This is a genomic window from Robiginitalea sp. (assembly GCF_982776155.1).
Genome location: NZ_CEXZKX010000001.1, coordinates 744,392 through 757,793, shown reverse-complemented (window position 1 = coordinate 757,793; position 13,402 = coordinate 744,392). Strand labels below are relative to the sequence as shown.

The following is a 13,402-nucleotide window of genomic DNA, read 5'->3' as shown; positions in this document are numbered from 1 at the left end:
CGCTGGCCAAGCGGTGAACGGGTACTAAATTACGGATGCATTTCCATTGTCCCAAACGCAAAACATCGTATATTTGCGCGCGGCAAGTCCTACACGACCAGCTCCTGCAGAATCCCCCAGGGCGGGAACGCAGCAAGGGTATGCGGTCGTAGCGGTGCGATGTAGGTAGCTTGCCGTTTTTTTATGCCCTGTTCCCAGGGGTCGCGACCCCCCTTTTCCGGAAGGTGTCGAATATTTATTCGTATTTTGAGCGCATGCAACATCGCCCCGTCGTACTGATTACCGGAGCCTCTTCGGGAATTGGAAAATCCACGGCCCACTACCTGGCAGACCGGGGGTACCGGGTCTATGGAACCACCCGGAAATCCCCGAATAACACCGGGGGGGAGGCAGTGACGCTCCTTCAACTCGATGTCCGGGACGAAGACTCCGTGAGGTCGGCAATCCGGGAACTCCGCGGCCTGGAAGGACGGATCGACATATTGATCAACAATGCAGGGGTTGGCATTACGGGCCCGCTGGAAGAAACGCCCCACCAGGCGTGCCTGGATGCCCTGGAAACCAATTTTCACGGCCCGTTGCGCGTCATCCGCCATGTGCTGCCCGTGATGCGGCAACAGCAGTCTGGCTTTATTGTAAACATCACCTCAATTGCCGGGTTTATGGGGTTGCCCTATCGGGGCATATACAGCGCCGGCAAGTCGGCCCTCGGGATCGCAACGGAAGCCTACCGCATGGAGGTTCGGGGTTTCGGCATTAAAATGTGCACCCTGGCCCCGGGGGATTACGCCACAAACATCGCCTCGGGCCGCTTTCACAGCCCGATGCTCGATGATTCGCCCTACCGGCAATCGTACGGCAACAGCCTGAAACTGATGGACGACCACGTGGATGCCGGGAACGACCCGGAGGAGGTTGGCCGGAAAGTCTACCGTATCCTGCAGAAAAAGCATCCCAGGGTTCATTATACCGTGGGTAGCCCCATGCAGCGGCTGTCGCTGACCCTCAAACGGATGCTGCCCGATAAAATATTTGAACGACTTCTGCTGAAACATTATAAATTGTAGTTTTGACCGGAGCAGCCGCCTCGTTATTTTTGTTGTTCGCAAGCGGGGCTGCTTAAAACATTAAACGACATACACTATGAAATTTTTTATCGATACTGCCAACCTGGATCAGATTCGCGAAGCCCAGGCATTGGGCGTCCTGGATGGGGTAACCACAAACCCTTCGCTCATGGCGAAGGAGGGGATTACCGGGAAGGACAATATTTTCAAGCACTATATCGATATCTGCAAGATTGTGGACGGGGGAGATGTATCCGCCGAGGTGATCGCCACCACCTTTGACGAGATCGTAAAGGAAGGGGAGGAGCTCGCCGACCTCCACGAGCAGATTGTGGTCAAGGTGCCGATGATCCGGGACGGGGTAAAAGCCCTGAAATACTTCGCGGACAAGGGCATCCGAACCAATTGCACGCTCGTCTTTTCGGCCGGGCAGGCCTTGCTTGCCGCCAAGGCCGGGGCCAATTATGTATCCCCGTTTATCGGTCGTCTGGATGACATATCTACCGACGGGCTGCATCTGATCGCCGAGATTCGGGAGATTTACGACAATTACGGGTTTGATACCGAGATTCTGGCCGCCTCTATCCGGCATACAATGCACGTGATAGAATGTGCCAAACTGGGTTCCGATGTAATGACCGGGCCGCTTTCTGCTATTGAAGGCCTTTTGAAGCACCCGCTCACCGATATCGGGCTGGAGAAGTTCCTGGCGGATTACCGCAAGGGAAATTCATAAATACAGATAGACCAGCCGGTAGTTCGTTAGGTGGCCCGATCCCAGAAATCAGGACACCAGGGCTGCCCTGAGTGGTTATTATTCGGGATTTGACTGCGTTCGGAAAGAAGTATTCAGGTTCGCAAAGCCGTCCACGATCAACCCGTCTTTGGCAATGACGCTTTTATACGGGTTAAAGACCACCAGGGTGTGGGCAAATTCCTTGAAGTTATCTGCCAGGAACTGATCTTCCGGCGTCAGGCTGTAGGTAGCTACCAGATTCTTCCACTGGGCCTCCTCGGTTTGCATGCAAATACCGACAAACCGGTAATCCGGGTGGTGCTCTTCCAATTGGCGTACCCTTCGGCTGATATTCCTGAGGTGCCGCTGTTCGGGCCCTGACCAAAAGTAAAAGACCGTCTGTTGCCCGGCTACCGGAATATCCCGCAACCAGTACTTTTCGCCATCCGCACCCAACACCTGCAAACGCGGCAGGGGATGGTTCGGACGCAGGTTGTGGATTCCTTCGCTCAGCCGGTTGATCTCGTCCAGGTGACGGTTGTTCCCGGAGCGCTTGTGAAATTCCTCCAGAAACGCCTGGAAATTTTCCTCCGTATCGTGCTTGAGCAGGTATTCAATGGCCACCCCGCGAAACAGGTTGTCGCGCAAAGTCTCCTGGTGAACCAGGCTGTCGATTAATTCGAGCTGGTGTCGGTTGAAGTGCAATTTCCCCGTGAGTTTGCCTGTCCCTTCATCCACTTCACATGCCTTTTTGCAGCCCATATACGCCAGGTTGCCTATATGGAATTTCATAAAATCGTAATAGGGTTTCAGGTAGGTGAGCCTGGGGTCGCTGTAGGACACCTCATCGCGGTAGGCATAGAAATCTTCTGGCAGGTTGTGAAGCGTTTTGTCGTCGGTGGCTCGCCGGTGCCAGAACGGATAACTCTCTTTGTAAAACCAGTTTTTATAGACAATGCTGGCCCGGGCCATATGGTAAGCGTCTTCGGAAAAGCCCTCCTCGGACCGCAATTCGTTGAGTTGAGCGAGCTTCCTCTCGCTGAGCGAATCGATTTTATTGCTGAAAGCATCCGGTTCCAGGTGGATGAAATCTTCGCGAATGAGTTGTTCCTCCTTTTCCGCATCCAGGAATACTTCGAGCTGAAAATTATTGATGACCTCTCCGCTGCCAGAGAAAACCAGGGATTCGTCAAAGGCCACCGTGTTGAGCCGAAGCTGCAGGCTGTCGCCCCGTTCCAGGTATACGTATTGCATTTCCGGCTTGTGAAAAAAGTGATACAGGCCGTTGTCCAGGGAATCCAATCGGATTTCAAAACGGTTGTCGGCATCGAGAAGCGCAGAATCGATGGGAATTTCCCCTTTAAAGAGCACTACCTGCTCCGAGGTCGGGTTGACGATCTCGCCCCCCAGATAGGTTGTTGAGGATTGCGATTCCTCAGCCCCACAACTACACAACAGTACGAAAAGTATAACACCAAAGTACTTGTTTACCATACAATCTTGTCTGCAAAATATCCGATCAAAATTACTGAAACCCTTTTGCGCCCCCTGTTAATGGCTAGTTAAAAATAGGGCTGCGGCCTTCCGGGACGCCCGATTTTAACACGCTGTTTTAATAGGCGTTGGGCAGATAATTGATTACTTTTGCAAAAATTTAAAAACAGCACATATGCTATCGGTTTCGAACCTGTCCGTCCAATTTGGCAAACGCGTCCTTTTTGACGAGGTAAATGCCACGTTTAACCCCGGAAACTGTTATGGTGTTATCGGGGCCAACGGGGCGGGGAAGTCCACTTTCCTCCGAATCCTCGCGGGCGAAGTGGATCCGACGTCCGGACACGTCCACCTGGAGCCGGGCAAACGCATGTCCGTGCTGGAACAGAACCACAATGCCTACGACGCCCATGGCGTACTGGAAACCGTGCTGATGGGGAACAAGCCCCTGTTCGCAATCAAAACCGAGATGGAGGCGCTCTATGCGGATTACGACGATGCAAACGCCGACCGGATTGGGGAGTTGCAGGTGGCTTTCGAAGAGATGAACGGCTGGAACGCTGAAAGCGATGCGGCTGCACTGCTATCCAACCTGGGGATCCGGGAAGACCTCCACCATGCGAGCATGGCAGAGATGGAAGGCAAACTCAAGGTGCGCGTCCTGCTCGCGCAGGCCCTGTTCGGGAATCCCGACGTGCTGGTGATGGACGAGCCTACCAACGACCTGGATTACGATACGATCCAATGGCTCGAGAATTTCCTGGCGGATTACGAAAACCTGGTAATCGTGGTTTCCCACGACCGCCATTTTCTCGACGCCGTCTGTACGCACATTGCGGACATTGATTTTGGAAAGATCAACCTGTATAGCGGCAATTACACCTTTTGGTACGAAAGCAGCCAACTGGCAGCCCGTCAGCGCGCCCAGCAAAACCGGAAGGCCGAGGAAAAGGCCAAAGAGCTGCAGGAGTTTATTCAGCGGTTCAGCGCCAATGTGGCCAAGAGCAAACAGGCGACCTCCCGGAAGAAAATGCTCGAGAAATTGCGCGTGGAGGATATCCGTCCGTCCAGCCGCAGGTACCCGGCCATTATTTTTGAACGGGAACGCGAAGCCGGGGACCAGATTCTCCACGTGGAAGGCCTTGCAGCCCGGAGCGAGGAAGGGGACTGGCTTTTCCGCAAAGGGGAGCTCAACCTGGCCAAGGGCGACAAGGTGGCCCTAATCTCAAAGGATTCCCGCGCAACCACGGCCTTTTATGAAATCATAACCGGAAACCGGAAACCGGATGCCGGAACCCATTCCTGGGGGGTAACCACTACGACCTCGTATTTGCCGGCGGACAACAGCGCCTATTTTGACAAGGACATGAACCTGGTAGACTGGCTGCGGCAGTGGGCGAAGACCCAGGAAGAAAAAGAGGAGGTATACCTTCGCGGTTTTCTGGGTAAAATGCTCTTCAGCGGGGAAGAGGCACTCAAGAAATGCACGGTCCTTTCGGGAGGGGAGAAAGTTCGCTGCATGCTGAGCCGGATGATGATGCAGCGCGCCAATGTGCTGCTGCTCGACGAGCCCACCAACCACCTGGACCTTGAAAGTATTACGGCCTTCAACAATTCCCTGAAACAATTCAAGGGCACGGTGATTTTCACGACCCACGACCACCAGTTTGCCCAGACAGTGGCCAACCGTATTGTGGAACTCACCCCGACGCATACCATCGACCGCTACCTGACGTTTGACGACTACATGTCAGATCCGGCCATCCGGGAGCAACGGCAGAAATTATACGGTGTCCCAGCCTGACGGGCCGGGATTTCAGGCATTGAAATACTTACTGTTCCAAATAGCCGGGTTGAAGTTCTTCCCGAGGGCAAAACCGTAGAAAATCACCACGGCTGCCAGGGATTTGAACATAAAGAAAAAGATGATCCAGAATTCCGCAGCGCTGTCGTTTTTGGAAAACAAACCGCCGGGCACCAACAGGGAGACCAGGTAGCTCACCAGCAACACCACCAGGGTCAGGTTGGCGATATTCCGGAAAGGCCATACCAGGAGACGGCGCAGGGGGTGGAGATCGTTCCCCCATTTGTGGACCAGGTAAAAGTAATCGTTCCCCAGGGGAACAAACAGCAACGGGTCGTCCCGGTCTTGGAGTTTAAACAGGCGGGAAGGGGCGATGATTTTCAATCCCTCCAGCCGCGTATCGTGTGCGTTTTCCAGGTCGGCAATGGCCTGACGGGCACTTTCCGGGAGTTCAGGTTTAAAGTACTTCAGGTCCAGGAAGCGCAGCCGGTAATCGATGCAAACAGCCCGGATCTGATCCAGCCGGTAGATCCTACGGGTTTCCAGCAGGTCAAAATCAAAGGTATTTGGCGGATTTCCCGGGCGCCCATCCCTATCGTTGTCCCCGCTTTCCGCGATGGGCAAATCTGTTGGCACGGCTCTCCCGGATTGTTGGATTTGCAGGGCTTGGAGCAGGCCGGAAAGCTGTGAATCCTGCCACTCCCTTTCCCGGATCGCCTGCAACCGGGATTCGACATTGGTCCTCTTTAACATGAATTTTCTTTTAGCAATTACCCAAAAATACGCATTGGGGCTTTGGGAGTCAAATACAGTATCGTTGTTAAAACTGTTAAAGATATGTTAAAATCATTTTCCGGATTCCCGCAAATTGGCCTGAGGGGGCGAATTGCGTATATTCAGGGCGGGAATTCCGGTAGAATCGGTGTATTCCCGCCCCCGAAATCGACTATAAGGATGCTTACCCGTTATGGAATGCTGCTGCTGGCAGCCCTTTTTTTCCAGGTACCCGATATGTGTGCTCAGCGGCACAGCGGCATGGGGCAACAAGTACCCATCACCCGGCTCGGACTCTCCCCGGACCAGTATCCCACCCTTTTGACGGCCGTGGCAGCCACCGACTTGATGGAAATCCTCGAGAACGGCGCGTTTACCATTTTTGCACCGTCGGACGAAGCTTTTCACAGACTCGATCCGGACCGGGTGCGCGACTGGCTGAAACCGGAGAATAAAAAAGTCCTGAAGTCCCTGGTGGGCTATCACATCGTAGCCGGGGAATTGTCCGCTTCGGAAATTTTACGGGCCCTGAGCCGCGGAAAAGGCACGACGCGATTTACCACGCTGCAGGGTGAGGACCTGATTGCCACCCTGGAGGGTTCCGATATCTATCTTACCGATTGTTCGGGGAATCGAGCCCGGATTACCTGTGCGGACTTAGGCAGCGAACGCCTGGTTTTTCACGAGATCGACCGGGTAGTGCTCCCCGCGCCTTTATAAAAGTCGGTCCGTGTGCCAACTGGCCCGGATTCCAAAATCGGATGGATTACCCGCGGAGTTCTGCGCCCAATTCATTTTCAAACGCTTTCTGCAATGAGCCCATAACCGAATCGATCTGCTTGTCTGCCAGCGTCTTTTTCGGGTCCTGGAGGAAAAAGCTCAGGGCATAGGATTTTTTCCCAGCCGGCAGCTTATCACCTGTATAAACGTCAAAGAGCCGGACATCGCGCAGAATTTTTCTATTGGTTTTCAGTGCCAGGTCGTGCAGTTGCCGAAAGGATACCGATTCGTCCAGCAACAGGGCCAGGTCCCTGCGAACTTCCGGGTGCCTGGGGATTTCGGTATACGAAATTTCCGCGCCCTGAACCCCCTGGAGCAGCAGCGGCCAGTCGATATCCGCATAGAGTACTTCCTGGCGGATATCAAAGGCCCGGAGGATATCCGGGTGTACGGATCCCAGCCGGACGACGGCGCGTTTTCCCATAGAAATCTCGAGGGCTTCCGAAAATCGTTGGTCCGTTACCGGCATTTCCTCCCGGGGCCCGGCTCCCAGACTATCCAGAACATGAGCCACTACCGCTTTCAGGTCAAAGAACCCCTGAGGCTTTGCAGTGTTTTCCCAATGGTCGGGATGCTGATTTCCCGTCAGGAGCAGGGCCAGCCTTTCCCGTTCTTCCCATTGGGTCCCTTCCCGGGAATAAATTTGGCCAAATTCGTACAGGCGCAAGTCTTGCTGGCGCCGGTTCAGGTTGTGCGAGATAGCACCCAATCCCGAGAAAAGAAGGTCTCTGCGCAATGCGGACAGCTCCTGGCTGAGCGGGTTCATCAAGGCGACTTCCCCTTCCGGATCACCGCCCAAAAGCGCATTGTGGGCAGGATTGCAGAGGCTGTTGCCTAGAATTTCGTCAAACCCCAGTGCAGCCAGCCGGCCGCTGATGCGATCCTGTAGTTTATGGGGCGCCACGCCGGCAGGGGGCTCGATGGAAGCGGTAAACTGGGACTTATCCGGGATGTTGTTGTATCCGTACACCCGTAGGATTTCCTCAATTACGTCCACTTCCCGGCGAACATCCACCCGGTAAAACGGGATCACCAGGCCCAACCCGGATTCTGTGACGCTCTTTACCTGGATATCCAGGGAAGCCAGGATCGAAATAACGGTATCCCGGGGAATTTCCGTGCCGACCAACCGGTAAATTTTTTCGTAGGTGAGGAACACATTGTGGTCCGGCATCTTTTTCGGATAAAGGTCCACGGCGTCCGAGCTGATCTCGCCCCCCGCAATGTCCCGGATCAGGATAGCGGCCCGCAGCAGGGCGTACTCCACATTGTTGATGTCAATGCCCCGTTCGAAGCGAAAGGAAGCATCCGTGTTAAGCCCGTGTCGCTTGGCGGTCTTCCGAATTGAAACCGGGTCAAAATAGGCGCTCTCCAGAAAAATATTCCGGGTATCCATGGTGACTCCCGTGTTGATGCCCCCGAAAACGCCGGCGATACACATGGGTTTTTCCGCGTCGCAGATCATCAGGTCTTCCTCGTGGAGGATGCGCTCTTCCCCGTCCAGCGTCATGAATTTGGTACCGGCCTTAACGGTCTTTACCAGGATTTTCTTGCCGTGGATGCGGTCCGCGTCAAAGGCGTGCAAGGGTTGCCCGAGTTCGTGCAGGACGTAGTTTGTGGCATCCACTACATTATTGATCGGGCTCAGGCCGATGGCGCGGAGCCGGTTGCGCAACCAGTCCGGTGATTCCTGAACGATCAAATTGCTGATGGTGACGCCGCAGTACCGGGGCGCGAGTTCCGGTTTTTCCACCTGCACCTCAATCCGCCCCGAGCGGTTGTCCACGTGGAAATTGCTCACCGAGGGGGTAATGAGTTCCTTCGATATTTTCTGTTGTTTCAAGCCGGCCCGCAGGTCGCGCGCCACGCCGTAATGGCTCATGGCGTCTGCGCGGTTGGGGGTCAGCCCGATTTCAAAGACTTCGTCTTCCTCCAGTTGGAAGAGTTCTGCACAGGGGGTACCCGGGGCGGCATCCGTATCGAGCACCAGGATGCCGTCGTGGCTGTCTCCCAGGCCTATCTCGTCTTCGGCGCAGATCATGCCGTGGCTCGCCTCTCCGCGGATTTTCCCTTTTTTGATTTTCCACGGCTCCCCGTCTGCCGTGTAGAGCGTCGTTCCGATAGTGGCCACCGGAACTTTCTGGCCTTTGGCCACATTGGGCGCCCCGCAGACAATCTGAACCGGTTTATCGGCACCGATATCCACCTGGCATAGCGACAACTTGTCGGCATTCGGGTGTTTTTCACAGCTTTTCACCTCTCCCACCACAATACCTTTGAGGCCCCCGGGGACGGATTCAAACGGCGTGATTCCTTCCACTTCGAGCCCGAGGTCTGTAAGCAACTCTGCGGTTTTTTCCGCCGGCCAGTCCATTTCGATGAACTGGCGCAACCATTTATAGGAGATTTTCATTCCGCTGTTTTAAGCGAACAAAGATAAAACAATGTCCCTATTTATTCCACTTTCCGCCATCGGCCCGGATTAAAATAAAAACCCCCGGGCGTTAAGGGCCGGGGGGATTGCTTTGCAATGCAGGCGGTATCAGATAATCGTGGATTTTCCCAGGCCGATATTCTCCTGGTTCAACCCCTTGAAATCGTCCGAATCGCTGATGTGTCCGGCAATAAACTGGCCCACATCGTCCGTACCGTGTTTGCTTTTTGGGTCGAGGTCCGGGGTGACCATTCCCTTTTTCAGGGCTTTGTTCACCGAGCGCACCACGGCGGCAGCCTCTTCGTCCAGGCCAAAATGGTCGAGCAGCATGGCTGCCGACAGGATCGAGGCAATCGGGTTGGCGATGTTCTTGCCGGTAGCCTGGGGGTAGGAGCCGTGGATGGGCTCAAACATGGCGCTGGATTCCCCTACGGACGCAGAGGGCAACAGGCCGATGGACCCGCCGATCACGCTTCCTTCGTCCGACAGGATATCCCCAAACATGTTTTCCGTGAGGATCACATCGAACTGGCTGGGGTTCAAGATCATTTGCATGGCCGCGTTATCCACAAAGAGATAGTGGAGTTCCACGTCCGGGTAACTCTCCCCGATGCGCGTAACCACCCGGCGCCACAGGCGGGAGGATTCCAGTACGTTGGCCTTGTCCACCAGGGTGAGTTTCTTTCGGCGGCCTTTTGCGGCCTTGAAAGCCAGGTGCGCAATCCGGCTGATCTCCTCTTCGCTGTAGATGCAGAGGTCGGAAGCGGTGTTCCCGTCTTCGCTCAGGAATTTTTCGCCGAAATAAATGCCCCCTGTCAGTTCCCGGTAAATAACGAAATCCGTGTTTTCAATGCGTTCCTTCCGGAGAGGCGATTTGTCAATCAGGGTAGGGAAGACCTTTACCGGGCGGATATTGCTGAATAGCCCCAATTCCTTGCGCAGTCGCAGGAGGCCCTGCTCGGGGCGCACCTTGGATTCCGGATCGTTGTCGTATTTCGGGTCGCCGATGGCCCCGAACAGGACGGCGTCGGATTGCTTACACAATTCCAGGGTGTCGTCCGGAAGGGGGTTCCCGGTCTGGTCGATGGCAATGGCGCCGACTGGCGCCTTGGTAAATTCAAATTGGTGCCCGAAGGCCTCTTCAACAGCCTGCAGGCAGGCAACGGCCTGGGCGGCCACCTCGGGTCCGATCCCGTCTCCCGGGAGCAATGCGATTTTCAATTTCATCAAGCGATACTTTCTATATTAACACCGGACGCCTCCACAATGCTGTGGATATCGGCATCTTCGATTTCTTTTTTGCGGTCCGCAAAGACCAGGAATTGGTCGTATACTTTATCGAGCTGCAACTTGGTCAGTTCATACCCGACTTTCTTGGCCCGGTAAGCCAGGGCCGCCCGGCCACTGCGCGCTGTCAGCACGATGGAAGATTCGGTCACCCCCACGTCCACCGGGTCGATAATTTCATAGGTTTCCCGTTTTTTGATGACCCCGTCCTGGTGGATTCCGGAACTGTGGGCAAAGGCATTGGAGCCCACGATGGCCTTGTTGGGCTGCACCGGCATGCCCATTTTCCGGGAAACCATCTGACTGGTATCGTACAGGAGTTTGCTGTTGATCCCTGTATCCAGGTTCAGGTGGGGATGTTGGCGGAGGATCATCACCACTTCTTCCAGGGAGGTATTCCCGGCCCGTTCGCCGATCCCGTTGATGGTACATTCTATCTGACGGGCGCCGTTGATCACCCCGGCAATGGAATTGGCGGTGGCGAGCCCCAGGTCGTTGTGGCAGTGACATGAGAGGATCGCCTTGTCGATGTCGCGCACATTTTCCCGCAGGTACTTCATCTTGGCCCCGTATTCTTCGGGAAGGCAATAACCGGTGGTATCCGGGATGTTCAGGACTGTGGCCCCGGCCTGGATGACCGCCTCGCAGATCCGTGCCAGGAACTCATTCTCGGTACGCCCGGCATCCTCGGCGTAGAACTCCACGTCCTCCACAAAAGTCTTGGCGTATTTGACGGCTTCCACTGCCCGCCGCAACACCTCGTCCTGGGTGGAATTGAATTTGTATTTGATATGGGATTCCGACGTACCGATGCCCGTGTGTATCCGAGGCTTTTTGGCGTCCTTGATGGCCTCGGCAGCAACCTCGATATCTTTTTTAACCGCACGCGTCAGGCCGCAGACCGTCGCGTTTTTAACCAGGCGGGAGATTTCCGAAACAGATTTAAAATCCCCGGGGCTTGAAATCGGGAAGCCCGCTTCGATCACATCCACCCCCAGCGCATCGAGGCGTTCGGCGATTATCAGCTTCTGCTCCGTATCCAGTTTGCAACCCGGGACCTGTTCGCCGTCCCTGAGGGTTGTGTCAAAAATCTGTACCTTATCTTTGCTCATTATATTTACATACTTTTAATCACCAATTAACGAAGATAACGGGAGTGGGTTGGAATCCGGGATATCCGCCTGTCCATTTACAATGTTAAGGATCAGTTTGCTATTCGTACAGTGCTGTAAAACAGTCGCTTAATATGGAATTATTACGATGACGAATACCCATAAAGACGCCCTGTTCGTTTTGGTCAAATCCCTGTCCAAATCGGAAAAGCGCCAATTCAAACTCTATGTGGGCCGGTTGGGCGTCAACGCGGATGCCAAGTTCCTGGCTTTGTTCAACTTACTGGACAAGCACAAAGCCTATGACGAGGAGGCCATCCTGCAGAGCGGAATTGTCAAAAAATCCCAGTTGTCCAACCTCAAGGCGCACCTCTACAAGCAAATCCTGATCAGCCTGCGCCTGAACCCGGTAAACCAGAATGTCCGCGTGCAAATCCGGGAACAACTCGATTTTGCCACAATCCTCTATCAGAAAGGCCTCTACAAGCAAAGCCTGAAAATCCTCGAAAAGGTCAAGGCCACCGCCATCGAACACGAGGAGAAAAATATCGCTTTTGAGATCGTGGAGCTCGAAAAGATCATCGAGACACAGTACATCACCCGAAGCCTGCCGGACCGGGCCCGGGAACTCACCACCGAAGCCGAGCGCCTGGCCGACCTGAACAACATCACCAGCAAGCTCTCCAACCTTTCCCTGCAGTTGTACGGGATGATGCTGCAGGTGGGCTACGTACGCAACGACGAGGATTACCGAAGGGTCACCGAGTATTTTGACGAGCACCTTCCGGACTACCGACTCAACCAATTGGGGTTCCGCGAAAAACTTTGGTTGTACAAGGCATACCTGTGGTACAGTTTCCTGACCCAGGATTTTTTATCCGCCTACCGCTATGCCCACAAATGGGTGAGCCTGTTCAACGACAACCCGGACCAGATCTGCCTGAACCCCGTGTTCTACCTCAAGGGGAACAACTACCTGCTGGAATCCCTGTTCTACGTGCAATACAGCAGCCAGTTCCGCAGCACCTTGGAACATATGGAAACCGTAATTTCCGGCAAAGATTTCCCCAAAAACGACAATGTGACCTCCCTGAGTTTCCTCTATGTGAATGCCAATAAGCTCAACCTGCATTTCCTGGAAGGCACTTTCCGTAAAGGCCTGGACCTGGTGCGCATTGTGGAATACGGCATCGCCAAGCACCGGCAGCGGCTGGACCAGCACCACATCATGCTGTTTTACTACAAGATTGCCTGCCTGTATTTCGGGAACGGAGACCATAAAAACTGCATTCTCTACCTCAAAAAAATTATCCAGAACAAGAGCCTCAAGGTACGGGAAGACCTGATGTGTTTTGCCCGGGTACTGAGCCTGGTGGCACACTACGAGGCGGGGATGGACTACCATTTGGAGGTGCAGCTTAAAAGCACGTATAAATTCCTGTTGAAAATGAATGAACTGCACGCGGTGCAGCGGGAGATGATCAAATTCCTGAGGAAAATGGGGTCTATTTACCCCCACGAACTCAAGGATGCCTTCCAGGAATTATACGACCGGCTCAAGGTCTATGAAGACCACCCTTACGAGAAACGCGCCTTCCTCTACCTGGACATCCTCTCCTGGCTTGAAAGCCACCTGCAGGGCCGGCCGGTAGCAGACATTATCCGGGAGAAGGCCGTGGCGATGGCGCGGTAGGTTGATTTGGCAATTTGCCAATTTGCCAATTTGTGAATTTGCCAATGAGGTAGTTTACCAATGAAGTAATTTGGAAATCGCAATGAGCTAATTGGCTTACTAACAATTAAAATAAAAATCCGGGGTCTGGAATTCAACCGGCTATTTGAAACCTCCGGGGGTCATTGAGTTACCGCGCGCAATCTCCAAATCTTCAAATCGGCGCATCTTCAAATCACCCA

At 54.2% G+C, this 13,402-nt stretch carries 10 protein-coding genes and 1 other RNA gene; 6 read left to right on the top strand and 5 right to left on the bottom strand.

The window, feature by feature from the left end; genetic code table 11:
• Window positions 1-80 precede the first annotated feature (80 nt).
• From ffs to fsa, 3 genes are all read left to right on the top strand, one after another.
• An RNA gene (ffs, locus tag AC3DKS_RS03180) (signal recognition particle sRNA small type) lies at window positions 81-179 on the top strand.
• Between the two features lie 75 nt (window positions 180-254).
• Entirely contained in the window at window positions 255-1,067 is an 813-nt protein-coding gene (locus AC3DKS_RS03175) for an SDR family oxidoreductase (RefSeq protein ID WP_272607397.1), read from the top strand.
• A 76-nt stretch (window positions 1,068-1,143) separates the two neighbouring features.
• Entirely contained in the window at window positions 1,144-1,803 is a 660-nt protein-coding gene (fsa, locus tag AC3DKS_RS03170; protein ID WP_015755128.1) for a fructose-6-phosphate aldolase, read from the top strand.
• 78 nt (window positions 1,804-1,881) lie between these two features.
• Here fsa and AC3DKS_RS03165 read toward each other — a convergent pair whose 3' ends face one another.
• The gene (locus AC3DKS_RS03165) at window positions 1,882-3,297 is read right to left on the bottom strand and encodes a transaldolase (protein WP_474732003.1); all 1,416 of its coding nucleotides are present in this window, start codon (window positions 3,295-3,297) and stop codon (window positions 1,882-1,884) included.
• Between the two features lie 175 nt (window positions 3,298-3,472).
• On the opposite strand from AC3DKS_RS03165, the gene AC3DKS_RS03160 reads away from it, so the two are divergent.
• Window positions 3,473-5,101: an ABC-F family ATP-binding cassette domain-containing protein gene (locus AC3DKS_RS03160; protein WP_015755126.1), complete on the top strand. Its 1,629-nt coding sequence runs from the start codon at window positions 3,473-3,475 to the stop codon at window positions 5,099-5,101.
• A 12-nt stretch (window positions 5,102-5,113) separates the two neighbouring features.
• Here AC3DKS_RS03160 and AC3DKS_RS03155 read toward each other — a convergent pair whose 3' ends face one another.
• Window positions 5,114-5,854: a hypothetical protein gene (locus AC3DKS_RS03155; RefSeq protein ID WP_015755125.1), complete on the bottom strand. Its 741-nt coding sequence runs from the start codon at window positions 5,852-5,854 to the stop codon at window positions 5,114-5,116.
• A gap of 201 nt (window positions 5,855-6,055) precedes the next feature.
• Between AC3DKS_RS03155 and AC3DKS_RS03150 the strand changes: the two genes are divergently transcribed.
• Window positions 6,056-6,595 carry a fasciclin domain-containing protein gene (locus tag AC3DKS_RS03150; protein ID WP_272607395.1) on the top strand — a complete coding sequence of 180 codons (540 nt, stop codon included), beginning with the start codon at window positions 6,056-6,058 and terminating at the stop codon, window positions 6,593-6,595.
• Between the two features lie 46 nt (window positions 6,596-6,641).
• Here AC3DKS_RS03150 and pheT read toward each other — a convergent pair whose 3' ends face one another.
• From pheT to AC3DKS_RS03135, 3 genes are all read right to left on the bottom strand, one after another.
• Entirely contained in the window at window positions 6,642-9,068 is a 2,427-nt protein-coding gene (gene pheT, locus AC3DKS_RS03145) for a phenylalanine--tRNA ligase subunit beta (protein WP_272607394.1), read from the bottom strand.
• A gap of 129 nt (window positions 9,069-9,197) precedes the next feature.
• On the bottom strand, window positions 9,198-10,316 hold the full coding sequence (gene leuB / locus AC3DKS_RS03140) for a 3-isopropylmalate dehydrogenase (protein WP_015755122.1): 1,119 nt from the start codon (window positions 10,314-10,316) through the stop codon (window positions 9,198-9,200).
• Complete coding sequence (locus AC3DKS_RS03135; protein WP_015755121.1) at window positions 10,316-11,488, bottom strand: 2-isopropylmalate synthase; 1,173 nt, start codon at window positions 11,486-11,488, stop codon at window positions 10,316-10,318. The genes leuB and AC3DKS_RS03135 overlap by 1 nt, the downstream gene beginning before the upstream one ends.
• A 148-nt stretch (window positions 11,489-11,636) precedes the next feature.
• Here AC3DKS_RS03135 and AC3DKS_RS03130 point away from each other — a divergent pair, with 148 nt between their 5' ends.
• On the top strand, window positions 11,637-13,181 hold the full coding sequence (locus tag AC3DKS_RS03130) for a hypothetical protein (RefSeq protein WP_272607393.1): 1,545 nt from the start codon (window positions 11,637-11,639) through the stop codon (window positions 13,179-13,181).
• Window positions 13,182-13,402 lie beyond the last annotated feature (221 nt).

What these genes read in the sequence shown, in the direction of transcription:
- AC3DKS_RS03175 (WP_272607397.1), top strand. Translation starts at nt 255, where the DNA reads ATGCAACATCGCCCCGTCGTACTGATTACCGGAGCCTCTTCGGGAATT.
- fsa (WP_015755128.1), top strand. Translation starts at nt 1,144, where the DNA reads ATGAAATTTTTTATCGATACTGCCAACCTGGATCAGATTCGCGAAGCC.
- AC3DKS_RS03165 (WP_474732003.1), bottom strand. Translation starts at nt 3,297, where the DNA reads ATGGTAAACAAGTACTTTGGTGTTATACTTTTCGTACTGTTGTGTAGT.
- AC3DKS_RS03160 (WP_015755126.1), top strand. Translation starts at nt 3,473, where the DNA reads ATGCTATCGGTTTCGAACCTGTCCGTCCAATTTGGCAAACGCGTCCTT.
- AC3DKS_RS03155 (WP_015755125.1), bottom strand. Translation starts at nt 5,854, where the DNA reads ATGTTAAAGAGGACCAATGTCGAATCCCGGTTGCAGGCGATCCGGGAA.
- AC3DKS_RS03150 (WP_272607395.1), top strand. Translation starts at nt 6,056, where the DNA reads ATGCTTACCCGTTATGGAATGCTGCTGCTGGCAGCCCTTTTTTTCCAG.
- pheT (WP_272607394.1), bottom strand. Translation starts at nt 9,068, where the DNA reads ATGAAAATCTCCTATAAATGGTTGCGCCAGTTCATCGAAATGGACTGG.
- leuB (WP_015755122.1), bottom strand. Translation starts at nt 10,316, where the DNA reads ATGAAATTGAAAATCGCATTGCTCCCGGGAGACGGGATCGGACCCGAG.
- AC3DKS_RS03135 (WP_015755121.1), bottom strand. Translation starts at nt 11,488, where the DNA reads ATGAGCAAAGATAAGGTACAGATTTTTGACACAACCCTCAGGGACGGC.
- AC3DKS_RS03130 (WP_272607393.1), top strand. Translation starts at nt 11,637, where the DNA reads ATGACGAATACCCATAAAGACGCCCTGTTCGTTTTGGTCAAATCCCTG.